The sequence below is a fragment of the Pseudomonas sp. PD9R genome (genome assembly GCF_019200975.1).
GTDB lineage: Bacteria > Pseudomonadota > Gammaproteobacteria > Pseudomonadales > Pseudomonadaceae > Aquipseudomonas.
In genome coordinates, this window is record NZ_JAHTMR010000009.1 from 231,076 (window position 1) to 255,873 (window position 24,798).

The window sequence follows — 24,798 nt, forward strand, 5'->3', positions numbered from 1 at the left end:
CGTCGGCAGCGTCAGATGTGTATAAGAGACAGGACAACGCCCCAATGGAGCGTTTCTTTGGCAGCCTGAAATCAGAGTGGGTTCCAGAAGGCGGCTACAGCTCGGAGCATGAAGCCCGCGTGGATGTGCAGCGTTATGTGATGCGTTACAACAACGTCAGACTCCATAGCTACAACGACTACCGGTCGCCGGTAGCTATGGAGAAACTGGCGGCGTGAAACCTTAACTGGTGTCCAGAATTACTTGACCAGTTCAGATTTACATCCGCCGTCCTCTCACACCACCGTACATACGGTTCCGTATACGGCGGTTCAGGCTATGCGGTTAAGCCGGTTTATCGTATCCAGTATCGAGACCAACCCGAGTCGATCCCACAGTTTCTTCGGTAACGCCTGATTCACATGAGACGCCCCCGAGTTCCACCATGGGCCTCTGCCGTTGAAGGCTGATTTACAGGCGCGCGCTTCGCTAAGCCCCAAGCGCATCAAGTTGCGTGACCTCGTCGAGGGCTGCTTCCATTGGCGCCAGATGACACAGCGCAGCTTACGACGCACCCAACCGTCCAGCTCCTCAAGCGGTCGCTTGCCCTGACTGAGTTTGAAGTAACCCGACCAACCGCGCAGTACAGGGTTTATCCGTTCGATGATATTCGCCATCTTCTGGCCCCGCGCTCCGCGCAGCAAGTCTCTGAGTCGGTCGCGTAAACGACCCAAACTCATTGTCGCCACTCTTAGCCTCGGCTGTTGATGCCAACTCATCCCGTAACCCAAGTAATCACACATCCATGACCTGGCCACTCGGCTCTTTTCCCGGTTCAGCCTCAATTTCAGGCGCTGATTCAGGAAACGCTCGACACCGGCCATCACTCGCTCGCCAGCACGAGGGCTGCGCACGTAGATGTTCGCGTCGTCGGCATAACGCACGAAGCGATGACCCCGCCGTTCCAGCTCGCGGTCGAGTTCGTTGAGCAGGATGTTCGACAGCAACGGCGAGAGCGGGCCGCCTTGCGGCGTCCCTTCCTGCCGGCGGCTGACGAGTCCGCCTGACATCGTTCCCGCCTCGAGATAACGACGGATCAGCGTAAGGACGCGTTTGTCTTCGATTTGACGCGCAACATGGGCCATCAGGACATCGTGATTGACCCGATCAAAGAACTTCTCGAGATCAAGCTCCACGCACCAGCGGTGTCCCGCCGCCACATGGTCACGGGCGGTTACGATGGCTTGATGAGCGCTTCTGCCCGGACGAAAACCGTAGCTGTAGTCCGAAAACAGGGGGTCGAATATCGGCGTGAGCTGTTGCAGCAAAGCCTGTTGGATCAGACGATCCACGACGTTGGGAATGCCCAACTGCCGAGTTCCACCTTTGGGTTTGGGGATGTCGACGGCGCGCACACCTTGCGGCTGGTACTCACCGGCCAGCAGCCGAGTTTTGAGGATCGGCCAATACTGTTTCACGTAGCCTGCCAATTCGGCGACCGTCATGCCATCGGCACCCGGCGCGCCCTTGTTCCTGACCACACGTTGATACGCACGTCTGAGGTTGGCGGGCGCAAGCACTCGCTCCATCAGCGTGTCCGGCTCCGCGTTCGTCCACGTCACAGACGCCGCCGATACCTGTGCGCTGTCAGCCGTCATCCTCGGATTCCGTCCGGGACTCGGAGTAACAGTCTTCTCTGGGAGAAATTTCTGCATTTCGGTATTCAACGAGACTTTGACGCCTACTGGCGGCATAACCTGTTCGGCCCTTGGTGACGCGGTTATTCGTCACTTACTACGGCCTCGGCTGACTTCTGCACGCTCATCCCGTCGCCTCGCGGCGCTCGGTAGCACACTGGCAAACGCACAGATCTCCCAGGGTAATTCGCGCGACCTTCCTGCTTATGCCTGTCGGATCTACGTCACAGCGTTCCGTGCAAGTATTGGGCTTTGACGATTATGGCCGTCTTACCCCGCTGCGCCGCCTCATCCGCTTCCTGTTCGTCAGGCCAGCATTTTGCCTCGGGCTTCCTTCAGATTCGCAGTCACCCACGACACCCTTGCCTCTGGCTAACACTTCCCCTTGCCGGGTGTGTAGAGGACTTTCACCTCCAAGTCACCAGCGTGGCCACCACAGCCAAACTGGTTGCGCTTACGCGCAACGCGCCATGCCTGGCGCACCATAAAAAAACGCGGCATCTCTGCCGCGTTTTTTCAATCCAGGACGACTTACTGCGCCTTGGTATCCGTTGCCGGTGTTGCAGCAGGTTTAGCCGCTGGCTTCTTGGCAGGCTCGGCTTTTTTCACGGGTGCCTTGGCCGGCGCTTTTTTCGCTTCGGTCTTGGCCGCTGGTTTCTTTGCCGCTGGCGCCTTTTTGGCCGGCTCGGCTTTCACCGGTGCAGCCGGTTTCGGCGCTTCGACTGGCGCGGGTGCAGGTGTCGGCGCTGGCGCAGGGACCGGTGCCGGGGCTACTGGTTCTGGCGCCTTGACCGGTTCCGGTTTCTTGTCGTCATCCGAACCACCAAACAGATTGCTGAAGAAGTTGCCCTTCTTCGCCGCCACGGCACCGGCTGCTGCAGCAGTCGCCGCCGCTGGAACCACTTTCTCTGGCTCAAACGACTTGCCCGCCGCCAGGTCTTCGACCTGATTGGCTGCACGCTGACCAGTGCGCAAGGCGCCTTCCAGAGTGCCTGGGTACAAGGTATCGGTGTGTTCACCCGCAAAAGTTACACGCTGGATCGGACGCTCCCACAGACGCCAGTACTTGCTGATCTGGCCCGGGCCGAAGGCCAGGTAAGCGCCGCCCATCGAAGGGTCGGTGCTGTAGCGACGGATTTCATACCCGGTGAAGGCACCACGTGCCTGTGGATAAAACTCGTGCAGGCGAATCAGCACCTGATCGACCATCTGCTTGTCACCAAACGCCTGCATCACTCGCGCATTATCGCCGGACAGGTTGATCACCACGTTGGCGCCGCCCTTCAGCGCAGGCTCGATCCACAACATGCCGAGGCCGGCGTTGCTGTAGATTTCGCCAGACATGCGCGCCTTGCTTTCCCATACAGGGGTTTTGAATTTCAGCATGATCTGGTCGCGCCAACCGTAGTTGGTGCCTTTGATCGCGGCCTGATGCTGAGCATCCAGCGCCGGGGTCATCTGGATCTTGTTCAGTGCGCGCAACGGCACGGCCAATACGACGTAGTCAGCCTGATAGCCAACGCTGCCGACTTTGACAGTGACACCGTCCTTGTCCTGGGTGATGGCCGAGACCGGGGAATTGGTCTTGATGACTTTCAACTGCTTGACCAAGGCCTGGGCCAGCACCGCGCTGCCACCGACCAAACGCGAAGCACGCAGGTCACGGTCGGAGACGCCACGGTAAACGCGGCTCTGCTGAGCGTAATACAGCAACGATATGCGCGAAGGCTCATCGTAGCGAGTGCGGATCTGCTGGTTGACCAGTTGGCGCGCGGTGGCTGGCAGGTTCTGTTTGTCGAGCCAGCTGGACACGTTGATCTGATCCAGGGCGTGCAGCGTGCTGTTAGCCGCCGGGTTCTGCGGGTCATCGATAGAACGCGCCAGGTCATCGAGGGTTTTCTCGTAACGCTTGAGCGCATCGGCGGTGGCCGGCTGTTTGGTGGCCAGGTCGGCGGCGCTGAAATACTCGCCATCGATCAGGTAGCCAGGGGTCCGCACGAACTCAGGGGCCGGCGTGGTGCTGAGCTTGAACGTAGAAACGTACTTGTTCAAAACCGGTTGGGTCTTGTCGTTGCCGATCCATTCGCTGGTGGCCATGCCGGAGCGACCGCCCAGGCTCGGTTTGGCTTCCAGCAGCGTGACCTGCCAGCCCTTGTTCTGCAGCTCGTAAGCGGCAGTCAGGCCAGAAACCCCGCCGCCGATCACGATCGCCGTTTTATCCTTGGCCAGCGCAGACACGCTGAACAGCCCCAACATCACCAGCGCACAGGCGCGCAGCCAACCAGCAGACATTCAGCGAACTCCGGAAATACACGAAAAATTAGCGGTTTTGCGAGCCAGACGGCTCAAGAACCGCGAAGGATACGTCAGCCTTCAGACGCCCGCCAGCAACGTCTTTCGGCCTATACAAAGTAGCTCAATCCACACAATGGGTTGTCCCCGCGCGACGCATTGCATAGGCTTGCGCGATTGTATGTCCGCGCCTGTCACGGACCGCCTCGAGGAGAGTGAAAATGGGCCTGAATAAACAGTGGATGGAACGCGATCTCGCGGTGTTGTGGCATCCCTGCACCCAGATGAAAGACCACGAACAACTGCCATTGGTCCCGATCAAGCGCGGTGAAGGCGTCTGGCTCGAAGACTTTGAAGGCAAGCGCTACCTCGATGCGGTGAGTTCCTGGTGGGTCAACGTATTCGGCCATGCCAACCCGCGCATCAACCAGCGCATCAAGGATCAGGTCGATCAGCTGGAACACGTGATCCTCGCCGGTTTCAGCCATCAGCCAGTGATCGAGCTGTCCGAGCGCCTGGTGAAGATGACGCCGGAAGGCCTGACACGGTGCTTCTACGCCGATAACGGCTCGTCCTGCATCGAAGTCGCACTGAAAATGAGCTTTCACTACTGGCTCAACCGCGACCAGCCGAACAAGAAACGCTTCGTCACCCTGACCAACAGCTACCACGGCGAAACCATGGCGGCGATGTCGGTGGGCGACGTGCCGCTGTTCACCGAAACCTACAAAGCCCTGCTGCTCGACACCATCAAGGTGCCAAGCCCGGATTGCTACCTGCGCCCCGAAGGCATGAGCTGGGAAGAACATTCGCGCAACATGTTCGCCGCCATGGAACAGACCCTGGCCGAGCACCATGACACGGTCGCGGCCGTGATCGTCGAGCCGCTGATCCAGGGCGCCGGCGGCATGCGCATGTACCACCCGGTGTACCTCAAGCTGTTGCGCGAAGCCTGTGATCGTTATGGCGTGCACCTGATCCATGACGAAATCGCCGTCGGGTTCGGCCGTACCGGGACGATGTTCGCCTGCGAGCAAGCGGGCATCCGCCCCGACTTCCTCTGCCTGTCGAAAGCGCTGACCGGTGGTTACTTGCCGCTCGCGGCGGTCCTGACCACGGATGATGTCTACAGCGCCTTCTACGACGACTACCCGACCCTGCGCGCCTTCCTGCACTCGCACAGCTACACCGGCAACCCGCTGGCCTGCGCGGCGGCGTTGGCGACGCTGGATATCTTCGAAGAAGACAACGTCATCGAGAACAACAAGGCTTTGGCTCAACGCATGGCCTCTTCCACCGCGCATCTGGTCGATCACCCGAACGTGTCCGAAGTGCGCCAGACCGGCATGGTGCTGGCCATCGAGATGGTCAAGGACAAAGCCACCAAGGAAGCTTACCCGTGGCAGGAACGTCGTGGCCTGAAGGTGTTCCAGCATGCGCTGGAGCGCGGCGCCCTGCTTCGGCCATTGGGCAGCGTGGTGTATTTCCTGCCGCCGTACGTGGTGACGCCGGAGCAGATCGATTTCCTGGCTGAAGTGGCCAGTGAAGGCATCGACATCGCCACCCGCGACAGCATCAGCGTGGCGGTGCCGAAGGACTTTCATCCGGGGTTCCGTGATCCGGGCTAAAGGATTTCAATTGAAATTCTGTGGTGTCTGGGCTGCCGCCATCGCGGGCAAGCCCGCTCCCACAGCTTCGATGACGTAAACAAATTTTGTGGTCTCCGCCACCCATTGTGGGAGCGGGCTTGCCCGCGATGGGGCCGCCAGATTTTCACACCTTTTACAGAGACCCCGAATGAGACTGTCCCGCTTCTTTATCGACGCCCCCTTGAGCATCGGCCAGCACGAACTGCCCGAAGCCCAGGCTCATTACATCAGCCGCGTGCTGCGCATGGCCGAGGGCGATGCGTTGCAACTGTTCGACGGCTCGGGTCAGGAGTTTCGCGCCACGCTGGCCGAGGTCGGCAAGAAGCGTGTGGCGGTGCAGATCGATGAAAGCTTCGACGGCCAGGTCGAGTCGCCGCTGCAGATTCACCTCGGCCAGGGCCTGTCCCGTGGCGAGCGGATGGACTGGGCGATCCAGAAAGCCACTGAATTGGGCGTCACTGAAATCACGCCGATCTTCAGTGACCGTTGCGAAGTCCGGCTCAAGGACGAACGCGCCGACAAGCGCCTGCTGCACTGGCGTCAGGTAGCGATCAGCGCGTGCGAGCAATGCGGGCGTTCACGGGTGCCGATAATTCATCCGCCGCTGCTATTGGCTGATTGGTTGAAGCAGACTGAGGCCGAGTTGAAGCTGGTACTGCATCCAGTGGCCGAGCCGCTGGTCAGCCATGCGAAACCCGGGACGTTGGCGTTTTTGATTGGCCCGGAAGGTGGGTTATCGGATGCGGAAGTGGATCAGGCCAAGGGCGCTGGTTTTCATGCTGCGCGCCTTGGACCCCGCGTTTTGCGCACAGAAACCGCGCCGGTGGTTGCCCTGGCGGTGGCTCAGCAGTTGTGGGGTGATTTCTAAAAACGCAAAAGATCGCAGCCTTCGGCAGCTCCTACAGGGAACGCATTCCAATGTAGGAGCTGCCGAAGGCTGCGATCTTTTGTTCTTCAAAAATGGAATTCATGCGGCTCGGTGGTTGAAGCCAAGCAAGTCGATAGAAGGCTGACGCTGGCCGATCAATTCGCTAAGCAACTGCGCGCTGCCGCACGCCAGGGTAAACCCCAGCGCACCATGGCCGAGGTTGAGCCACAGGTTGCGATACGCCGTGGCACCCAGCAACGGCACTCCGCTCGGTGTCGCCGGACGCATGCCCGCCCATTCCACGGCTTCGTCATAGGCACCGGCATAGGGAAAGGTGTCGCGGGCCTGACGCTTGATCAGCGCCAGGCGCTTTGGGTCAATCGCAGGGTCAAAACCAACGATGTCGACCATCGCCGCGACTCTCAGGTGCTCGCCGATACGGGCGTAGACGATCTTGCGGTCGTAGTCGGTGATGCTCACTTCGGGCGCTCGATGGCTGGGGCCGATCGGCACTGTCAGGCTGTAACCCTTGAGCGGGTACAGCGGCAAATGCAGACCGGGCAGCGCTAGCAGTGGGCTGCGGTGACCGGCGGCGATCACCAATTGATCGACGGCCAGCACCTCATCACCCAACTCGATGGCGTTGACGCTGCCGTTCGCGTGGCGAATCCCGGTCACCGCTTGCCCCAGCCTGAATTCGCAGCGGCCAGACGCTTTCAGTCGCGCGGCCAATAGCTGGCAAAAACCGTGGCAATCGCCGACCTCTTCGTCCGGGGTGTAGATCGCGCCGACAAAGGACGCATCGGCCAGCGCCGGTTCCAGTTGCGTGCATTCGGCGGGCGACAGCACTTGCTGATGTTGTGGGTCGGCCAAGGCATTGCGCGCGTGCTCGAAGCTGCTGTTCTGACGGAAAGTCACCAGTTTGCCGTTGCGCCGCCATTGGAAGCCCGCCAGCCCATCGTCCTCTTGCCAACGCTTCAGCGTGTTCTGACTGAGCAGCGCCAGGCGCAGCAAGTGCGCCGCGTTCTGGCGATTGACCGAACTTCGGCAGGCGGCGAGAAACGAGGCCATCCAGCGCCACTGCGCCGCATCGAATCGCGGGCGCAGCTTCAAGGGCGAATCGCCGCGCAGCATCCAGCCGATGGCTTGCCATGGCACACCGGCATCGGCCAGTGGTGCCACATAGCGATAGGACAATTGGCCGCCGTTGGCGAAACTGGTTTCGCTGCCCAGCGCGTCCCGGAACTCGACCACCGTCACTTCGAAGCCGTCGCGCACCAGCGCATACGCCGTTGCCAGGCCAATCACGCCGCCGCCGATGATGCACACACGCTGAGCCATGTCCGTCCTTAAACCGTTGTGAAGACGAGGCCAAGGTTAGGGCCAGGTGACAGGCGCCGGACAATGAATAAAGATGCCAAACCTATAAACAAAGGTTATGGACTTGCCATGCGCCTTCGTCACATCGAGATTTTCCAGGCGATTCGCCAGACCGGTTCGATCAGCGCTGCCGCGCAATTGATGCACGTCTCACAGCCGGCGGTGAGCAAAGTGCTGCAGCACGCCGAGCAACAGCTGGGTTTCCCGTTGTTCCTGCGGGTGCGCGGCAAGTTGCAGGCGACACCGGAAGCCCTGGAGCTGGAGCGCGAAGTCGACAAGGTCAGTGAAAGCCTGCAAGGCGTGCGACGCCTGGCCCAGAGCCTAAGGCGCGAGCCGGGTCACAGCCTGCGGATCGGCGCCACCCCGGCACTGGCCTTGTCATTGCTGCCACCGGCCATTCACGAATGGACCGCGCGCTACCCCGACATCGTCTGCGAATTGTCCAGCGCCCATAGCCGCGAGTTGGTGCAGAACCTGCTGATGCGTGAAGTGGATGTCGCCCTGACCCTGCAACGACCCGATCATCCGGGGCTCAAGGCCCAGGCGTTGGCGTGCGGCGTACTGGTGGCGCTGGCACCAGCGGGTTACTGGCCGCCGGAAGAGGCTGGCATGCCGTTGCCGCTGATGGCATTAGCCGACGCGCCTTTGATCGGCCTGTCCAGTGCCGACCCGTTGGCCGCACGGCTCGACAGTTACCTCGAAGCCGTCGAGCCACCGCCCCGCGTGCGCATCGCCGTGCAGACTTACTCACTGGCGCGGGCGATGGTGGAATCCGGCACCGGGCTGGCAGTAATCGATCCGTTCACCGCACTCGGTGCCTCCTCCATCACGACCACCATTCGCCCGCTGGCACCGCCACTGCCCATCACCCTGTACGCCGTGACCCGCGCCGCTGAACCGCCGCCGCATACCCTGAACGACCTGTTGCAGGTGTTCAGCCGCAGAGCCCAGGAACAACTCGACCGCCTGATCCCTAAACCGCCCCTGTAGGAGCTGCCGCAGGCTGCGATCTTCTGATCTTAAAGAATCAAAATCAAAAGATCGCAGCCTGCGGCAGCGCCTACACGGGTCTTAGAGGACGTAAAACAAGATCGCTACAAAGTGCAGCAAACTCCCGGCGATCACGAACAGATGCCAGATCCCGTGGGCATGGCGCAGGCGATCATCCAGCGCAAAAAATATGATCCCGACGGTGTACAAAATCCCGCCCGACGCCAGCCAGGCAAACCCGGCGGTGCCCAGCGCAGCCAGTAATGGCTTGACCGCCACCAGCACGATCCAGCCCATCACCGCGTAAATCACGATCGACAGGACCCGCGCTTCCGAACGCGGTTTGATCTCTTGCAGGATGCCGATCAGTGCCAGCCCCCAGACAATCCCGAACAGCGTCCAGCCCCACGGCCCGCGTAGCGTGACCAGGCAGAATGGTGTGTAGCTGCCGGCGATCAACAGGTAGATCGAGAAGTGATCGACCTTTTGCATGATCGCTTTCTTGCGTCCGCGCACGCTGTGGTACACGGTTGATGCGCTGTAGAGCACCAGCAAGGTGAAGGCGTAGATCGCCATGCTGACAATTTTCCACGGACTGCCGTCGAGGCTGGCGACGACGATCAGCCACACCCCGCCGACAAATGCCGCCACTGCCCCGACCAGATGCGTCCAGGCGTTCAGTCTTTCTCCGTGATACATCAGTGCCACCTCAGAAATCGTTAGCGCAAGGCTCAGGCCTCCAGCGTAAAAGCGCAATGTTTCAGAACACAAATCAACTGTAGGAGCTGTCGAGTGAAACGAGGCAGCGATCTTTTGATCGTGCTCTTTAAAAACAAGATCAAAAGATCGCAGCCTCGTTTCACTCGACAGCTCCTACATGCACAATCAGGTCATTCCAAAAAGAGTCCGCACCATGCTGATCGACGAAGAGTTGACCCTGAAAAAACTCGAGGTGTTCCTGGCCTTCATGCGCACCGGCAATCTGGCCCGGGCCGCCGCCGAGTTGCAGACCAGCAATGTCAGCGTGCACCGGGCAATCCACTCCCTGGAAAGCGCCCTGCGCTGCCCGTTGTTCAAGCATGAAGGCCGCAACCTGACGCCGCTGGAAAGTGCCTATGTGCTGGAAGAACGGGCGCAGAAGCTGATCCAGGACGTGGTTGAAAGCGTACGCCTGACCCGCGAGGCCGCGGGGTATTCCGCCGAGCGTTTCAAACTGGGCTCGCTGTATTCGCTGACGGTGAAGACCGTGCCGCAGCTGATCATGGGCCTGAAAATCCGCCGCAGCGAACTCAACATCGACCTGATTCTCGGCTCGAATTTCGATCTGCTGTACAAGCTCAAGAACATGGAAGTCGATGCGATCCTGGTGTCGCTGGATGACAGCATCAACGACCCGGATCTGGAACACATCTCGCTGTTTTCCGATGACATCTTCCTCGCCACGCCGGCCGATTCGAAGTTTGCCCAACGGGCCGAAGTCGACCTCGCCGAAGTGCGCGACGAAACCTTCATCACCCTGACCCAGGGCTTCGCCACCCATCAGGACGGCAATCGCGTGTTCAAGCAGGCAGGGTTCGAGCCGAAGGTGGCGATGCAGGTCAACGACATCTTCACCCTGCTGAGCATGGTCAGCTCAGGGGTCGGTTATGCCTTGCTGCCGGGGAGGATTGCGGCGGTGTACGAGAACCGGGTGAAGCTGATTCCGTTGCAGGAAAAGTACCGGTTGCAGCAGCACATTGGCGTGGTGTTCATGAAGGCCAAGGAGCGAGATCCGAACCTGCTGGCGTTGCTGGCGGAGTGTCGGATGTATGCCAATCGCCAGGTTTGAAACCGAGTCGCCGCCAATCGCCAGCAGGCTGGCTCCTACAGAGTTTGTGTTGAACAAATTATCTGTTCCAACACATCACCCTGTGGGAGCTAGCCTGCTAGCGATGGCGTCAGCCCAGACAACTCAGAACCTGAAATCAGCCCATGATCCCGCGAACAATGAAGAACAACAGCGAAGGCCCAAGCAAGCACCCAAGTCCGGTATGAAAGGTCGCTGTTAACGCCCCATAAGGCACCAACCGCCGATCCGTCGCCGCCAGCCCTGCCGTCACACCGCTGACAGTCCCGGCCAACCCACCAAATACCATCGCCGAGCGCGGGTTATCCAGGCCCATCCAACGCGCCGCCATGGGTGTGCCGACCATCACCAGAATCGCCTTGATCAAGCCGGTGGCAATCGACAACGCCACCACATCGGAACTCGCGCCAATCGCCGCACCCGTCACCGGGCCAACAATGTAAGTCACCGCACCCGCGCCGATGGTGGTCATGCTGATCGCATCGCGATAACCGAACGCCCAGGCCATGCACGCGCCAACAATGAACGGCAGCACGGTGCCCAGCAACAGCGCGATCACACCGATCAACCCGGCCTTTTTCGCCTCGGTGGCTTGCACTTCGAACGCCGTGGCAACGATGGCGAAGTCACGCAGCATGGCCCCACCCATCAAGCCGATGCCGGAGAACAGCGTCAGGTCGGCCAGGCCTTTTTGCCCGCCGGTCATGGTGCCGCCGACCCAGGCCAGTACCAGGCCGATGACGATGGCAATCGCCGAACCGTGAATCCGCCCGAAGGTCAGGCGTTTCGAAAGAATGACCGACACCCACATGATGATGCCGACGAAGGCGAACGCCGTGACCAGGCTGTTGTTGGCCAGGCCTTTCTCGATGAGTTCCCACATATCAGCGACCTCCTACTGGCGTGCCGACGGGAGTGATTTCCGCCGGTTCATCGGGCAAGGGTTCGCCTTTGTGCGTCCGGCTGATCAACGCAATGGTGCAACCGCAGACCACCACCGAACCAATCGCCGCCAGCACCGCCACCGGCCCGCCGTGCAAAGCGGTGACTACGTTCTGTTGCGCCGCCATCGCCACCACCACCGGAATGTACATAGCGCCCCAGAAGCCGACGCCCATCTCGCAATCCTTGGTCATGCCGCCGCGCTTTTGCATCCACAACCGCGCGCAGATCAGCAGGATCATCGCGATCCCGACCCCGCCGACGTTGGATTTGACACCCAGCAACACGCCGAGCATGTCACCGACAATCACCCCTGCCAGCGTACAAATCGCCAACAGCGCCACACCGTAAATAATCATTGTTGTAGTCCTCAAAGTGCATCGTCGAATGTTGTTTTTGTTGTTCGAAGCCTGAGTCGGTGATGTCTAGGAGTGGCGACTGCCCTCCTCACGCAACAGCGCCTGCAAGGTGTCGAGCCGGGCACCGTCGAAAGCGATCACAGTGCCTTGCTCGAACACCCGGCGCGCCAGCCCGGTCAGCACCGCACCGGGCGGCAGTTCGATCTGTAGACGTACGCCACGCTCGTAGGCGCTTTGCACGGTGCCGCGCCAATCCACCACGCGGCACATGTTGTAAGCCAGGTCCTCACGCAAGGCTTCAATGTTGATGATGGGCCGGGCACGGCTGCCGCTCAGATAGCCCAAGGTCGGTGTTTTCAAAGACACCTTGGCGAAGGCTTGCGCCAGGGATTTCGCCGGTGCACCCAGTAACGGGCAATGCGACGGCACGCTCACCGCCAGACGTTTGGCCAGGCCTGCGCCACAGCCTTTGGCCAACCCGGCCACAGCTTTCATCGCACTATCGCTGCCGGCGATGACTGCCTGGTTATCGGCGTTGATATTGGCCAGGTAAACCGGCGTATCGGCGCTGTGAATCTTTGCCAGCAAGCCTTCTACCGTGGCCAGATCCAGACCGATAATCGCGGTCATGCCGTAGCCCTGTGGGTAGGCCTGCTGCATCAACTCACCGCGCAGGCTGACCAGATGCAGCGCATCACTAAAGCTCAAGGCACCCGCGACCACTGCTGCCGGATAGGCGCCGATGGACAGCCCGGCGACGTAATTCGCCGGCAATGACAACTGCCGTGAAGCCGCCACGCCGGCAATCAACAGGCAAAGCTGCACCGCCCGCGTCGATTGCAACGCGGCGGCAGAATCCAGTAGCGACACGTCCTCGCCGAGTACGTCGCTCGCCTCGTTCAGGGTTTCCCGAGGTAAACGCTGGAGCATGCCCGGCTGCTGCGCGCCCTGGCCCGGGAACACCAGCAAGCTGCTCACGCTGCTTGCTCCAGCGGATTCCACGGGTCGAGCACCAGACAGGCTTCGCAGGCATTTTTCAGCAGCACCCGATTTGAAGAACCGGCCCATTCACGTAAAGCGACGGCGCCAAATGGCGTCTGCAATTGCATGTCCACGGCACACGTTGCCGTGTCGAGCAGTGCCAAAAATTCTCGTGCCTGAACCCGCGTCAAAGGTTGAGGTACACGCAGGATCAGATCCAGATCACTGCCCTCGTGCAGCGCCGCAAATCCGCTGGCCAATTCAAACCCGGCACTACCGCTGACACCCCAAACCCAGCCGCAACGATCGAGCATTGGCCGCAATTGAGTCAGTGCTCGCAAGGCCGGCAAGTCACGGTCGCTGTCGACATGGCAGAGCGCTTCCGGCGTTACGCGACGGGTCATCGATGCGGTTGCCATCGACGCGGCATAACGCTGTTCGCGCAAACGCCCACGCACGCCCACCGAAATCTGCCCCGCCGCCGACACCGCTCGCCGCACCACCACAGGTTGCCCGGCGCGGATCGACTCGAACACCCACGAAGGCGCATCCGCAGGCAGCTGCTCCGGGGTCATGCCCCAGAGCAGATCGTGGGCCAGAAGCGTGTTCACCACTGTTCTCTCAGCAGTTGGCGGACTTTGCTTGAAGCCGCGCGGTTGGCCGCACCGAGGCGCCCGCTCAAGTCACGGCCCTTCTCTGCAACATCGCCAATGGCCTGGCTCAGGCACTCAGTCACCCGCGCCAAATCGGTCGCTGATGGTTGCTCGATCTGTTCCACCGACAAGGTTTCCCAGAGCAGCCCGAGGCTGGCATAGCTGTCGATGTCATAAGCCATCGGCGGCACGCTGGCAGCCAGGGTTTCCAGTTCTTCAATACTGCGCAAGGTCACCCGCGCCGCCGACGCCTTGCCCATCGCATGCACCATCACCCCCGGATCGCGCAGGGCGATCAGCCGGTTGGCTTGATAACCATGGGCCAGAAACGCCCCGGACATCGCCTTGCCCACGAGCAAACCGATGACCGCGTGACCGGCCAACCGGGCACGGGCATAACTGTCCGCCGCACCCGCCAAGGCCTGATGAATACCGAGTGCTTCTTCACGCCGACCGTAAGCCTGGCTTGGCACATCGATGATGGCGACCAAGGCGCGTTTTTGTGATTTGTCGGCGTCGGCCGCAATGACTTCATCGACAGCTTTGGCCAGGCCCCAGCCTTCGAGTAAACCGACCTCGCCATTGCGGGCGCGGACGAAGCGGTTATCGGGATCAGCTACCACCGCGATAAAGCGCACAGGCTGATCGCCTAACACGCCATCGGCCACCTTCAGCGATGCCGGCAAGCCATCGACCGCTTGGGCGCCAGTGCTCAAGGCGCTGAACCAGTTCAAGCCTCTCAGGGAATACGAACTCATGAGCGCGCTCCTTGATACAGATCGCGAACCGTGGCGGGTTCGATTTGCGGTTCGGCATCCAGACGCGCCAACCGTTGCAGGTACAGTTCGGACTGAGTGCTGCGTTGCTGTGCGGGCAAACCTTGCTGGAGCAATTCGCTAACCTGTTGACGGATCTGCGCCACGTCGTCATCGGCATAACGATCCACCAGCCCGGTGGCGAAGCGTTGTTCGCCACCGGTCAGGCTCCAGATAAACGGACGATCCCGCGAGTCGTATTCCTCAAGCCCGGCTTCCTGCTCGATCACTTGCGGGCCGTTCAGGCCAAGGCGTGCTTCCTGGGTCACCAGCAAATAGCTGCACAAGCCGGCGGCAATCGACATGCCGCCGAAGCAGCCGACGCTACCCGCCACTACGCCAATCACTGGCTGGTACTGGCGCAGGTTGACAATCGCCGCATGAATATCGGCAATTGCCGCTAGCCCAAGGTTGGCTTCCTGCAAACGCACACCCCCGGTTTCCAGCAGCAAAACGGCGCGAGTAGGGATGCCATTACGGTTATCTTCGGCGGCCAGTTCCAGAGCGCCGGCCATTTTTGCCCCGCCGACTTCGCCGAGGCTGCCGCCTTGAAACGCACCTTCAATGGCCGCGATGACCACCGGCAAACCGTCGATGGTGCCCTTGGCAATCACCACACCGTCATCGGCTTGCGGCACTACACCCTGAAGAGACAGCCACGGCGACATGATGCGTTGAAACGGATCGAGCAATTCACGAAAGGTGCCGGCATCGAGCAAGGCTTTCGCCCGTTGCCGTGCGCCCAGTTCGACGAAGCTGTGCTTGGTGAGTAACGCTGCACTGTCAGTCATGACCGATCTCCTCAAAGCCCTGCTCCAGACGCAAGCGCACTACGCCTGGCGTGGCACCGAAATCATGGATGTCGATGTCCATCGCCGGGAATGTCTGGCCGTCGAACATCCGCGCAAACAGATGCTGCCAGCGTTGTTCGCTACCGTTGACCGAGGTCTGTACGGTGATCGTCAACTTGCCGGCCTGACCCGGCTGGATCAGCACTTCCAGATCGCCCGAGCCGACACAGCCCACCTGGGTGCGACCGCGTGGTGGCTGCCCGGCGGGGAATTCAAAGGATAAGGTTTCCATCAAAAGGCTTCCCTTTATGAAATGCAGTGGGTGATGCCGTCGCAAGACTCGATGCGGTCGATGAACAGGCAGGCTGCGAGCAGGTCGGCAGCACCGCCGGGCGAGGCATTCAACGCGATTAATTGCTGGTCCAGCTCATGCAGCCGACGACGCCCGGTGAGGCTGGCACTGCCGCCCGCGTCGAGTACGGCTTGGGCACCACGCTGCATGGTGTACAGGCCTTGTTCGCCGGCGCGGTACAGCACGCAGGTGTCCGCCAGATTCGTCATGATCGCCAACAGCGCATCGAGCCGGGCGTTCTGTTCGCCATGGCCGGCAGCGCGGCTGTGTTTGAGCTGTGGCAGAGCGCGTTGGATGACGGCGGGGAAGCCGAGTTGCGCTTCTTCACGGGCACCGCGAGCACCGTAGCGTTGGGCAACTTGCGCGCCGTGGCTTAGCGGACGCGGCGCGTGTCGATCATCGAGAAGCGCCAGGCGTGCGGCGCGCAACGAGACAGAACTGGCGGCGGTGGATTCAGGTTCGATTGCAGCAGCGGCGACTAACAACCCCAAGGCCCAGATCGCCCCGCGATGAGTGTTCACGCCGTTGGTGGTGGCGAGCATTGCCTCTTCGCCTTCACGACCAATCGATCCGATGGCTTCACGCAGCGGCAAACCAATCTCGCCAATGTCGATAGCGGCCTCGGCCATTTCCTTGAACGCCGGCCACAAGGCCAGCGCCGAGGCGTGCATCAGTCCCAGGTGCAAATCGGTGTGGGCACCACTGCCGCGACGATCCACCAGCGCCGGTTTCGGCGACAGGTCCGCCTCGTCGATCAGCGCGTCCACCGCCAGGTCCGCCAGGCGTTCGGCCAGGCTCAGGGTTTTCGGTTGCAGGTTGAATGCATGCATTACCAGCTCCTGAACTTGGCGGGCGGGTTGTAGAGGCCACCGGACCACTCCACCAGATCGGCCACGCTTTTCGCGGCGAGCAGTTCGCGGGAGGCGTCGGTGCGGCGGATGCCGAGGTCTTCGGGCAAGGCGATCAGGCCTTCACGGCGCATGCGCGCGGTGTCTTTGGGGTTATGGCGCAGGCCGATGGCGGTCACCCCGGCGACCGCGGCGATCATTGCCTGGCGTTCTTCCAGCGAACGCGCCTTGTACAGATAGGCGATGCCTTCTTCGGTCAGCAGGTGGGTAACGTCGTCGCCGTAGACCATGATCGGCGCCAGTGGCATGCCGCTTTTCTTCGCCACGTCGATTGCATCGAGGGTTTCGACGAAGGTCGGTTTACCGCCCTCCTGGAACGTCTCGACCATTTGCACCACGAGTTTTTTGCCGCGTTCAAGCATCGGTTCCGGCACGTCGGTGTGGCGCATGTCGAGCCAGGCCGGCGTGCCATGACGGCGACCGCGCGGGTCGTGACCCATGTTTGGCGCACCGCCAAAACCGGCCAGGCGACCACGGGTCACTGTCGAAGAATGACCATCGCCATCGACTTGCAATGTCGCACCGATAAACAGGTCCACCGCGTACTGCCCGGCCAATTGGCTGAACATCCGGTTGGAACGCATAGAGCCATCGCGCCCGGTGAAGAACACATCAGGCCGCGCGGCGATGTAGTTTTCCATGCCCAGTTCGGTGCCGAAGCAATGCACGCTTTCGACCCAGCCGCTTTCGATCGCCGGGATCAAAGTCGGGTGCGGATTGAGCGTCCAGTTGCGGCAGATCTTGCCTTTGAGGCCGAGGGATTCGCCGTAGGTCGGCAGGATCAATTCGATGGCGGCGGTGTTGAAACCGATGCCGTGATTGAGTGACTGTACGTTGTGTTTTTCGTAGATGCCGCGAATCGCCATCATCGCCATCAGCACGTGCACAGGCTTGATGTGGCGCGGGTCGCGGGTGAACAGCGGTTCGATGTAGAACGGCTTGTCGGCCACCACCACGAAATCGACCCAGGATGCGGGGATATCAACGCGAGGCAAGTCGCTGACGTCGTCCACCAACTGGTTGACCTGGACGATGACAATGCCGTCGCTGAACGCTGCGGGTTCGATCAGGGCCGGCGTGTCTTCGGTGCTTGCCCCGGTGTAGATATTGCCGGCGCGGTCGGCCATGAAGCCGGCTGAAAGGACCACATTGGGAATCAGGTCCACCACCAGGCGTGCGTAGAGTTCGATGTAGGTGTGGATCGCGCCGATTTCCAGCAGGCCGTCTTCGAGCAACTGGCTGATGCGCAAGCTTTGGGTGCCGGCGAAGGAGAAATCGAGTTTGCGGGCAATGCCGCGTTCGAACAGGTCCAGGTGCTCGGCGCGACCGACGCTGGGCATGATCATGTGCAGGTCATGCAACTTGCTCGGGTCGGCCTTGACCAGCGAGCGGGAAAGAAAGTCCGCCTGCTTCTGGTTGTTGCCCTCCAGCACCACGCGGTCGCCGGGCAGGATCAACGCCTCCAGTGCCGCGACGATCTTGTCGGTGGGCAGCACCACTCCGTCGGCCAGGCCTCGCACAAGCGCGAGACGCCGCTGCTTTTCGCTGCGCCGCCGCGTCCATCGCGAGTCGGGGGATATTGTTGTTGTCATGACCACTCCACGGGTTCGCTGTCGTGGGGTCACCTTAGGAGCGTTGGGGTGGGTGCATCAATCAAGCAGAGCGGTGGATCGTTACGGTTAGGGTAATAGTAGAGAGTTGTGTTGTCGGTGCCGGCGCCTTCGCGGGCAAGCCTCGCTCCTACACGTAATGCGCAGCCCTTGTAGGAGCGAGGCTTGCCCGCGAAGGGGCCCGTCAGACGAGCCCGGCGGTCACCAACAACTCCTCCAACCCCAATAAATCCGGCACCTTGGCCACTTGATCCGCCACCTGCACCGCCGCTTGTTCCAGCGAACACAAGGGCACATCCACATAGCTCAACTGACTGTCGAGCTTGTACGAACGCGGAATCCCTTGCACCAGCATCGCGATGAATTTCAACTCCGGCCGACCGCCGAGCGCATTGAGGATGACGATCCGGGCACGCTCGCCAATGACGATTTTGTTGCCACAGGCCGACTCGAAACTGAGCAGCGGAATCTGCCGATTACGCCACATCACCCGCCCGAGATACCACGGCGGCGTATCAAGATCGAATGCCGCCGGCTGGTAGTCGATCAGTTCGGCGACCGCGACGTTGGGCAGTATCAGGTTGCGGTCGGCCAGAGGTAGCAGCAGGCCGGTAAGGTCGCTGGTGCGCTGGTTGATCAGCCGCTCAAGCATGGGTTTTGCTCCACAGGGCAATGCTTTCAAGCAGTACCGATTCCTGGTACGGCTTGCCGAGGTAGTCGTTTACGCCGATCGCCATGGCCCGGTCGCGGTGTTTCTGGCCGGTGCGCGAGGTGATCATGATGATCGGCAGGTGCTGCAAACGCTCATCGCTGCGTACTTGCGCGGCCACTTCGAAGCCGTCCATGCGCGGCATCTCGATGTCCAGCAACATCACGTCTGGCATGTGTTCTTCGAGCAACAGCATGGCATCGACCCCGTCCTTGGCCGTCAGCACGTTCATGCCGTGGCGTTCGAGCAACCGGCTGGTGACCTTGCGTACAGTGACCGAATCGTCGACCACCATCACCAGCAACGGCCGTTGCGGTTCGGACTCGCTGTCCTGGTTCGGTGTGCGCTGCGGCACATGGGCTTGCGAGGCGCGGATCGGCGCCAGCAAATCCAGAATCAAAACCACCCGGCCATCGCCCAGAATCGTCGCCCCGGACACACCCTGCACCGCCGCGAATTGTGGGCCGAGGCTCTTGACCACAATCTCCCGAGTACCGGCCATGGCATCGACCAGCACCGCGATGTGCCGGTCGTTGCACTGCACCAGCAACACCGGCAGCGGCAGACTCTGGCCGAGGAGTTTGGGACGCAGGCTGGTTTTCAGCAGCTCGCCCAAATAACACAACTCATAGCGTTGCCCGGCGTATTCATAGGTCGGCGGATCGAAGCGGAAATGCCCTTCGAGTTCGTTGGGCAACACGCGGACAATCCCGTCGATGGTGTTCAGCGGGATCGCATACTGATCTTCTCCGCAATGCACCATCAGCGCCCGATTGACCGACACGGTGAACGGCAGGCGAATGCGAAAATGCACGCCCTGCCCCGGCGTCGAATCGATGCTCATGCTGCCACCCAGTTGCCGCACTTCTTCCTGCACAACATCCATGCCGACACCGCGTCCGGAAATCTGGGTGACTTTTTCAGCTGTCGAGAACCCCGGTTGCATGATCAGTTGCAGCACGTCGCGGTCGCTCATCTCGCTGTCGGGGTCAAGCAGGCCGCGCTTGATCGCCTTGCGCCGCACGGCTTCAAGCGGCACGCCGGCGCCGTCGTCGCGGATATCGAAAATGATATCGCCGCCCTCGCGCAACAGGTCGAGGGTGATCCGCCCTTGAGCCGGTTTGCCCGCCGCGAGCCGCACCTCGGTGGATTCGAGGCCATGGTCCACGGCGTTGCGCAGCATGTGTTCCAGTGGCGCGGCCATGCGCTCAAGCACGTTGCGATCCATTTCGCCTTCGGCATTTTCGACGATGAATTCAACGTCCTTGCCCAGCTCTTCGGACACTTGGCGGACAATGCGTTTCAAACGCGGCAGCATCCGTTCGAACGGCACCATGCGCGTGCGCATCAGGCCTTCCTGCAATTCGGTGTTGATGCGGCCCTGCTGTTGCAGCAGGTTTTCCGCGTCCTGATTGCGCCGGTCGAGGGTTTCCTTGAGGTCGAGCAAATCGGAGGCGGACTCGAACAGCGCCCGCGACAGTTGCTGCAATTGCGAGTGACGGTCCATTTCCAGCGGATCGAATTCTTCATAACCCAGGCGTTCCGCGTCGACTTGCTGACGGCTGAGAATCCGCCCTTGGGTTTCGGTATCGAGTCGGCGCAACTGATCACGCATTCGCTCGATGGTGGTTTCCATCTCGTTCAAGGCCACTTGTGCATCGCTGACCTGCTGCTCGATGCGGCCACGGAAAATCGACGTTTCGCCAGCCAGGTTGACCAGGTCGTCGAGCAATTCCGCCGAGACCTTGACCATGTCCGCACCGGCGTCCGGTTGCGGCGGCGCAGCCTCGGGCTTTGCCGTGGCGGGCAGCGGGACCGGGGTCTCAAGTACCGCCGGGTGGCTGAAATTCTTGATCGCATCGATCAATCGGTCGGCCGGCGGCAACGGCTCGCCGGCGCGGGCGGCGTCGAGCATTTGCGCGAGTCGGTCCTGGCTGCGCTGCAGCAGCTCGAACAACGCTGCCGTCGGTTTCAAAACGCCTGTGGATAAACCTTCGTAGAGAAACTCCAGCTCATGGGCCAGATCGCCGATCGGGGCGATTTCAACCATGCGCGCACCGCCCTTGAGCGTGTGCAGGTCGCGCAGCAGGGTTTCCACTTCCTGACGACTTGAAGGTTCGGCCTGCCAACGCAGCAATGCCGCGCCAGAGCTTTCGATGATGTCGAAGCCTTCCTCAAGGAAGATGTCCAGCAGCTCGCTGTCGTGGTGCGCCGAGTCATTGCTGGCCGCCGGCTCGATCACGTCGGCGTGACCCGCGTGCCCCTGTCGGAACGCGCGAATGGCGTCAACCAGTTCGCCCGGATTATCCAGAACTTGATGCTGTTGCAACTGATCTAGCAAATGCGCCAGTCGGTCATGGCTCTGTTGCAGCAAATGCGCCAGCCCGTCGCTGAAGCTGTAACGGCGGTCGACCAGGCCCTCGTAAAGGTTTTCCAGTTCCTGAGCCAGGTCACCGACCGGCTTGACTTCGGCCATCCGCGCACCGCCCTTGAGGGTGTGCAAATCGCGCTGCAAGGACGACAGCGGCGCGGCGTTATGCGGGTCTGACAACCAGCGTTGCAAGGCCTGGTTTGCGCTTTCAAGAATATCTACCGCCTCTTCGAGGAAGATCGAAACGATCTCATCGTCCAGGCCGCGATCCCTTGTAGGAGCGAGCTCGCTGGCGATAGGCGTTAACGATGACGCATTGTCATTGGATAAACGCGGCGTACTTGAGTCCATCGCGAGCGAGCTCGCTCCTACAGGGGCAGCGGGGAGCGTGCGTTCGAGTTCGGCGGTGACGTCACCCAGCTCGCGGATGCTCAAGGTGCGGCTGCCATCGCTGCGAATCAGGCCCATGGCCGACGGGTCGAGGCTCTCGTCGAGCAAGCCGTGCAAGGCGCGAATCCGCTCCGGGCGCGGGCTGACTTCCTGGCCGGCAGCCAGTTCGTCGAGCATGTTGATCAGCGCTTCGTGGGCACTTTGCGCCTCATGGAAAAACGCCTCGCTGACCGCCAGGCTGCTCTCTTCCACGGCACCGTAGAGGTCGAGCAAGGCTTCGCAGAGTTCATCCATCGGATGCAGATCGGCAAGGTGTGCGCCTTCGCCAAGGGTGGTCAATTCATCCAGCAGTGCACTCAGTTCCTGACGTTCTCCGGGATGCTGCTGCCAGCGCTGCAACAGGCTTTCAGCGTCCAGCAGGATGTCCATGCCCTGGGAAAGGAAGTTGTTGATCAACTGCGGGTCACGCTTGATCCGCAGCCTCATGTTTGGTGCGTTTGAAAGGCTGGCCAGGCGCTCGGCCAACAACGCCTGGGTGCGCTCGATCAATGCAGGCGCGTCGGGGATCTCGGCCAGCGGATCCGTCCTGAGTTGGCGCAAGCCAAGACGGAACAAGCCCTCGGCTTCCAGCAACAGTTCGACTTCATCCAGATCAAGCGCAATCTGGTGGGCCTTGTACTCCCGGGCCAATTGATCCAACGGCGCCGCCAGCTCGGCAATCGGCAAAACCCCGGCCATCGACGCACTGCCCTTGAGGGTGTGCAAGGCGCGCTGCAACTCGTCGCTGGCCTGCAACGGCACGTGCTCGGCAGCCTGATCGAGGAAGCGATTGAGACTGCCCAGGTGGGTTTCAGCTTCTTTGCGGAAAATCTCCAGCAACAGCGGATCGAGCGCCGCCACATCCTGGGTATCTTCATCGCTGATCGGTTCAGCGCCTTTGGCCAGCGCATGGGCACGCGCAGCCAACTGATCGACATCGTTGCGCTGACGCTGGGCATTGGCGGCATATTCAGCCACCAGTTCCGGCAGCAGGTTCAGTACATCGCCGAGCAGTTGCTGCACCGTGGCACCCGGCTCCACGCTGTTTTCCAGCACGCGATTGAGCAGGTTTTCTATTGCCCAAGCCAGTTCGCCCAGCACCAGGGCGCGAACCATCCGGCCGCTGCCCTTGAGGGTATGGAAGGCGCGGCGCAATTCACTCAGGGCCGAGAGGTTGTCAGGGTTGACCGACCAGCGCGGCAGATATTCGCGGAGGATTTCCAGGACTTCATCGGTTTCTTCGAGGAATACTTCCCGCAACTCGTCGTCCACCGGTTCTTCTCCGGCGGGGGGCGGCAGCAGGCTGTCGGGGGTGTTCAACGCCGGCGGATTCAAGGCCGATACAGGGCTGGCGAGCACATCGGCCAGGGTCTGGACGATCTGCGGGTCATCCAGCTCCTGCATCAATTGCATGACTTGCGCTTCGCTGGGGCTCAGCACATCTTCAAGCACCGGCACGTGCTGCTCGCTGGGGAAGAAGCCGAGGGTTGCCAGGCTTTTCTCCGCGACATCGAGCAAGGTTTCTCCGGGCGCCTCGGGATCATCGCTGAGGCGTTCAAGGTAATACTCAATGCTGGTAATCACATCGGCGAGGTTTTCCAGTTCCTGCCAACCGGGCTGATCCTGATCGAGTAGCAAGTGCTCGCGGATGAAGTGGTTGCAGGTTTCGATCAGGCTCGCGGCGCGGCTCAACGGGATCATCGCCAATGCACCGCGCACCTGGGTCAGCAAGGCGGGCAGCGCCTGCAAATGCTGACGGTCCCAGTCGGCGTCGATGTAGTCGACGATCATATCCTTGGCCTGTTGCAGGCAGATGCGCGTTTCCTTGATCACGATCTGATGAATCTGCGTCAGGTCGGTGGTCGGCAGGCGGCTTTCTTCCTGGCTCTCGGGCTCGACGGTGCCGACCATGCCGGCCAGGGTCGCTTCGACATAGAGCAAGGCCCCGGCGACGTCCATGAGTATCGCGTCATCCGGCGCGCGCTGGCCTTGGGCAAGGCTCAACACCACCGCCAGTTGATCGATGATGACCTTGCGCGGCTGGCCAAACCCCAGCACCGCCAGGGTGTCGGCGATTTGCCGCAGCGGCGCCAGCAGGCTGTCGAGAGCAGAGGCGTGTTGCCGGTCGCTGCGCACGAACAGGTCCAGGCGCTCCTTGACCCGCACCAGTTCTTCGCACAGCGCCGCCAATACCGAACGCATGGCATCGCGGTCGGGACCGGCCAGCCGTGCGCGTTCTTCATCGACCATCGCGCTGTCAGGCAGCGCGTCGTCCAGTCCGTAGCGATCTTTCATGGTCAGCATCTGCCCGGTGGGGTGTTCGGCCTTGGCAATATAAAACAGCAAACTCTTCAGCAACTCCGGCGGTGCCGGTTGATTCATGGCGCGCATGCCTTGATCGAGCAGGCGCTTGAGTTCCTTGTCGGCGTCCTTGAACAGGCTGCGCAGGGCAGGACTGTTGGCAATCGCACCGCCGCGCATGCCTTCGACCAGCGCCGAAGCGACCTGCCACAACGGGCTCAGCGGCGAGTTGCCGCACAAGACTTCGAGGCGGGTAAATAACCTGGCCAGATAACCGAGGTGAGTGTCGTCATCCTGCTCGCGCAGCAAACCCACCAAGGCCATCTGCAACATCTGCCGCAGTTTGCGCAGCACACTGGGCAGTTGCGCCGGTTCCAGCAGCGCCAGCGACGCTTCGCCCAACGGCGGCAGGTCCGGCAGTTGCGGGCTGAACAGACTGGTTTCGGACAACAGGCTTTCACCACGGGCACTGCGCAGATCGTTGATCAGCGGCAGCACCACCAGCGGCAAATCGCGGCGCGCGCCCTGGACCCGGTCGAGGTAGATCGGCAATTGTCCCAAGGCTTGCAGCAACAGGTGCAGCGCCTCGTCACGATGGCTGACGCGATCCTGCTGCAAGGCCGTGGCCAGTTGCTCCATCTCTTCGGCGAGCAGGGCCGCGCCGTAGAACTCGACCATCTGCAAACTGCCGTGAACCTGATGGATGCACGCCAGGCAATCGCTCAGGGCGTGCGTTGCCTGCGGGTCATCAAGCAGGGTTTCGATGGCGTGATGAGCCTGTTTCAGCGTTTCGGCAATCTCGCCTTTGACCCATTCGAGGGCCACATAGTCGTGCCGATCACCCATAACCACTCCAGTACCCACTTCAGTCAAGAT

20 protein-coding genes are annotated in these 24,798 nt (G+C 61.2%); 5 read left to right on the forward strand and 15 right to left on the reverse strand.

Features of this window, described 5'->3' with window-relative positions:
• Positions 1-218: integrase core domain-containing protein (locus KUF73_RS18965; RefSeq protein ID WP_218439582.1), on the forward strand; the 218-nt coding region annotated here is incomplete at its 5' end.
• A 93-nt stretch (positions 219-311) separates the two neighbouring features.
• Here KUF73_RS18965 and ltrA read toward each other — a convergent pair.
• Complete coding sequence (gene ltrA / locus KUF73_RS18970; protein ID WP_218439583.1) at positions 312-1,733, reverse strand: group II intron reverse transcriptase/maturase; 1,422 nt, start codon at positions 1,731-1,733, stop codon at positions 312-314.
• A 474-nt stretch (positions 1,734-2,207) separates the two neighbouring features.
• Entirely contained in the window at positions 2,208-3,968 is a 1,761-nt protein-coding gene (locus KUF73_RS18975) for a flavin monoamine oxidase family protein (protein ID WP_218439584.1), read from the reverse strand.
• A 221-nt stretch (positions 3,969-4,189) separates the two neighbouring features.
• Here KUF73_RS18975 and KUF73_RS18980 point away from each other — a divergent pair, with 221 nt between their 5' ends.
• Both KUF73_RS18980 and KUF73_RS18985 read left to right on the forward strand, forming a co-directional pair.
• Positions 4,190-5,596: an adenosylmethionine--8-amino-7-oxononanoate transaminase gene (locus KUF73_RS18980; RefSeq protein WP_218439585.1), complete on the forward strand. Its 1,407-nt coding sequence runs from the start codon at positions 4,190-4,192 to the stop codon at positions 5,594-5,596.
• A 169-nt stretch (positions 5,597-5,765) separates the two neighbouring features.
• Positions 5,766-6,485, forward strand: a complete 720-nt coding sequence (locus KUF73_RS18985; RefSeq protein ID WP_218439586.1) for a 16S rRNA (uracil(1498)-N(3))-methyltransferase — start codon at positions 5,766-5,768, stop codon at positions 6,483-6,485.
• A 99-nt stretch (positions 6,486-6,584) separates the two neighbouring features.
• Here the strand turns inward: KUF73_RS18985 and KUF73_RS18990 are convergent, their stop codons facing one another.
• Positions 6,585-7,826, reverse strand: coding sequence for a D-amino acid dehydrogenase (locus tag KUF73_RS18990; RefSeq protein ID WP_218439587.1), 1,242 nt, complete (start codon positions 7,824-7,826; stop codon positions 6,585-6,587).
• A 108-nt stretch (positions 7,827-7,934) separates the two neighbouring features.
• On the opposite strand from KUF73_RS18990, the gene KUF73_RS18995 reads away from it, so the two are divergent.
• Complete coding sequence (locus KUF73_RS18995) at positions 7,935-8,855, forward strand: LysR family transcriptional regulator (RefSeq protein WP_218439588.1); 921 nt, start codon at positions 7,935-7,937, stop codon at positions 8,853-8,855.
• Between the two features lie 81 nt (positions 8,856-8,936).
• Here KUF73_RS18995 and KUF73_RS19000 read toward each other — a convergent pair whose 3' ends face one another.
• Positions 8,937-9,554 carry a hemolysin III family protein gene (locus KUF73_RS19000; RefSeq protein ID WP_218439589.1) on the reverse strand — a complete coding sequence of 206 codons (618 nt, stop codon included), beginning with the start codon at positions 9,552-9,554 and terminating at the stop codon, positions 8,937-8,939.
• 214 nt (positions 9,555-9,768) lie between these two features.
• Here KUF73_RS19000 and KUF73_RS19005 point away from each other — a divergent pair, with 214 nt between their 5' ends.
• Positions 9,769-10,683, forward strand: a complete 915-nt coding sequence (locus KUF73_RS19005) for a LysR substrate-binding domain-containing protein (RefSeq protein ID WP_218439590.1) — start codon at positions 9,769-9,771, stop codon at positions 10,681-10,683.
• Between the two features lie 136 nt (positions 10,684-10,819).
• Here KUF73_RS19005 and madM read toward each other — a convergent pair whose 3' ends face one another.
• From madM to KUF73_RS19060, 11 genes are all read right to left on the reverse strand, one after another.
• On the reverse strand, positions 10,820-11,584 hold the full coding sequence (gene madM / locus KUF73_RS19010) for a malonate transporter subunit MadM (protein ID WP_218439591.1): 765 nt from the start codon (positions 11,582-11,584) through the stop codon (positions 10,820-10,822).
• A 1-nt stretch (position 11,585) separates the two neighbouring features.
• Positions 11,586-12,002 (reverse strand): malonate transporter subunit MadL, encoded by a 417-nt coding sequence (gene madL / locus KUF73_RS19015; protein ID WP_218439592.1) that lies wholly within the window; start codon positions 12,000-12,002, stop codon positions 11,586-11,588.
• Between the two features lie 66 nt (positions 12,003-12,068).
• Positions 12,069-12,980, reverse strand: a complete 912-nt coding sequence (gene mdcH, locus KUF73_RS19020) for a malonate decarboxylase subunit epsilon (protein WP_218439593.1) — start codon at positions 12,978-12,980, stop codon at positions 12,069-12,071.
• Positions 12,977-13,597, reverse strand: a complete 621-nt coding sequence (locus tag KUF73_RS19025; RefSeq protein WP_218439594.1) for a malonate decarboxylase holo-ACP synthase — start codon at positions 13,595-13,597, stop codon at positions 12,977-12,979. Before KUF73_RS19025 ends, mdcH begins: the two co-directional genes overlap by 4 nt.
• Positions 13,591-14,394 carry a biotin-independent malonate decarboxylase subunit gamma gene (gene mdcE / locus KUF73_RS19030; RefSeq protein WP_218439595.1) on the reverse strand — a complete coding sequence of 268 codons (804 nt, stop codon included), beginning with the start codon at positions 14,392-14,394 and terminating at the stop codon, positions 13,591-13,593. Before mdcE ends, KUF73_RS19025 begins: the two co-directional genes overlap by 7 nt.
• On the reverse strand, positions 14,391-15,242 hold the full coding sequence (locus KUF73_RS19035) for a biotin-independent malonate decarboxylase subunit beta (RefSeq protein ID WP_218439596.1): 852 nt from the start codon (positions 15,240-15,242) through the stop codon (positions 14,391-14,393). Before KUF73_RS19035 ends, mdcE begins: the two co-directional genes overlap by 4 nt.
• A complete protein-coding gene (locus KUF73_RS19040) occupies positions 15,235-15,534 on the reverse strand; it encodes a malonate decarboxylase subunit delta (protein ID WP_218439597.1) in 300 nt (99 codons plus the stop codon). Before KUF73_RS19040 ends, KUF73_RS19035 begins: the two co-directional genes overlap by 8 nt.
• A 14-nt stretch (positions 15,535-15,548) precedes the next feature.
• Positions 15,549-16,424, reverse strand: coding sequence for a triphosphoribosyl-dephospho-CoA synthase (locus KUF73_RS19045; protein ID WP_218439598.1), 876 nt, complete (start codon positions 16,422-16,424; stop codon positions 15,549-15,551).
• Positions 16,424-18,094: a malonate decarboxylase subunit alpha gene (gene mdcA, locus KUF73_RS19050; protein ID WP_218439599.1), complete on the reverse strand. Its 1,671-nt coding sequence runs from the start codon at positions 18,092-18,094 to the stop codon at positions 16,424-16,426. Before mdcA ends, KUF73_RS19045 begins: the two co-directional genes overlap by 1 nt.
• Positions 18,095-18,296: 202 nt before the next feature.
• On the reverse strand, positions 18,297-18,764 hold the full coding sequence (locus KUF73_RS19055) for a chemotaxis protein CheW (protein WP_256345663.1): 468 nt from the start codon (positions 18,762-18,764) through the stop codon (positions 18,297-18,299).
• A complete protein-coding gene (locus KUF73_RS19060) occupies positions 18,757-24,768 on the reverse strand; it encodes an Hpt domain-containing protein (RefSeq protein ID WP_218439600.1) in 6,012 nt (2,003 codons plus the stop codon). Before KUF73_RS19060 ends, KUF73_RS19055 begins: the two co-directional genes overlap by 8 nt.
• Positions 24,769-24,798 lie beyond the last annotated feature (30 nt).

Coding starts and splice junctions, on each gene's coding strand:
- ltrA (WP_218439583.1), bottom strand. CDS start 1,733: ATGCCGCCAGTAGGCGTCAAAGTCTCGTTGAATACCGAAATGCAGAAA.
- KUF73_RS18975 (WP_218439584.1), bottom strand. CDS start 3,968: ATGTCTGCTGGTTGGCTGCGCGCCTGTGCGCTGGTGATGTTGGGGCTG.
- KUF73_RS18980 (WP_218439585.1), top strand. CDS start 4,190: ATGGGCCTGAATAAACAGTGGATGGAACGCGATCTCGCGGTGTTGTGG.
- KUF73_RS18985 (WP_218439586.1), top strand. CDS start 5,766: ATGAGACTGTCCCGCTTCTTTATCGACGCCCCCTTGAGCATCGGCCAG.
- KUF73_RS18990 (WP_218439587.1), bottom strand. CDS start 7,826: ATGGCTCAGCGTGTGTGCATCATCGGCGGCGGCGTGATTGGCCTGGCA.
- KUF73_RS18995 (WP_218439588.1), top strand. CDS start 7,935: ATGCGCCTTCGTCACATCGAGATTTTCCAGGCGATTCGCCAGACCGGT.
- KUF73_RS19000 (WP_218439589.1), bottom strand. CDS start 9,554: ATGTATCACGGAGAAAGACTGAACGCCTGGACGCATCTGGTCGGGGCA.
- KUF73_RS19005 (WP_218439590.1), top strand. CDS start 9,769: ATGCTGATCGACGAAGAGTTGACCCTGAAAAAACTCGAGGTGTTCCTG.
- madM (WP_218439591.1), bottom strand. CDS start 11,584: ATGTGGGAACTCATCGAGAAAGGCCTGGCCAACAACAGCCTGGTCACG.
- madL (WP_218439592.1), bottom strand. CDS start 12,002: ATGATTATTTACGGTGTGGCGCTGTTGGCGATTTGTACGCTGGCAGGG.
- mdcE (WP_218439595.1), bottom strand. CDS start 14,394: ATGAGTTCGTATTCCCTGAGAGGCTTGAACTGGTTCAGCGCCTTGAGC.
- KUF73_RS19035 (WP_218439596.1), bottom strand. CDS start 15,242: ATGACTGACAGTGCAGCGTTACTCACCAAGCACAGCTTCGTCGAACTG.
- KUF73_RS19040 (WP_218439597.1), bottom strand. CDS start 15,534: ATGGAAACCTTATCCTTTGAATTCCCCGCCGGGCAGCCACCACGCGGT.
- KUF73_RS19045 (WP_218439598.1), bottom strand. CDS start 16,424: ATGCATGCATTCAACCTGCAACCGAAAACCCTGAGCCTGGCCGAACGC.
- mdcA (WP_218439599.1), bottom strand. CDS start 18,094: ATGACAACAACAATATCCCCCGACTCGCGATGGACGCGGCGGCGCAGC.
- KUF73_RS19055 (WP_256345663.1), bottom strand. CDS start 18,764: ATGCTTGAGCGGCTGATCAACCAGCGCACCAGCGACCTTACCGGCCTG.
- KUF73_RS19060 (WP_218439600.1), bottom strand. CDS start 24,768: ATGGGTGATCGGCACGACTATGTGGCCCTCGAATGGGTCAAAGGCGAG.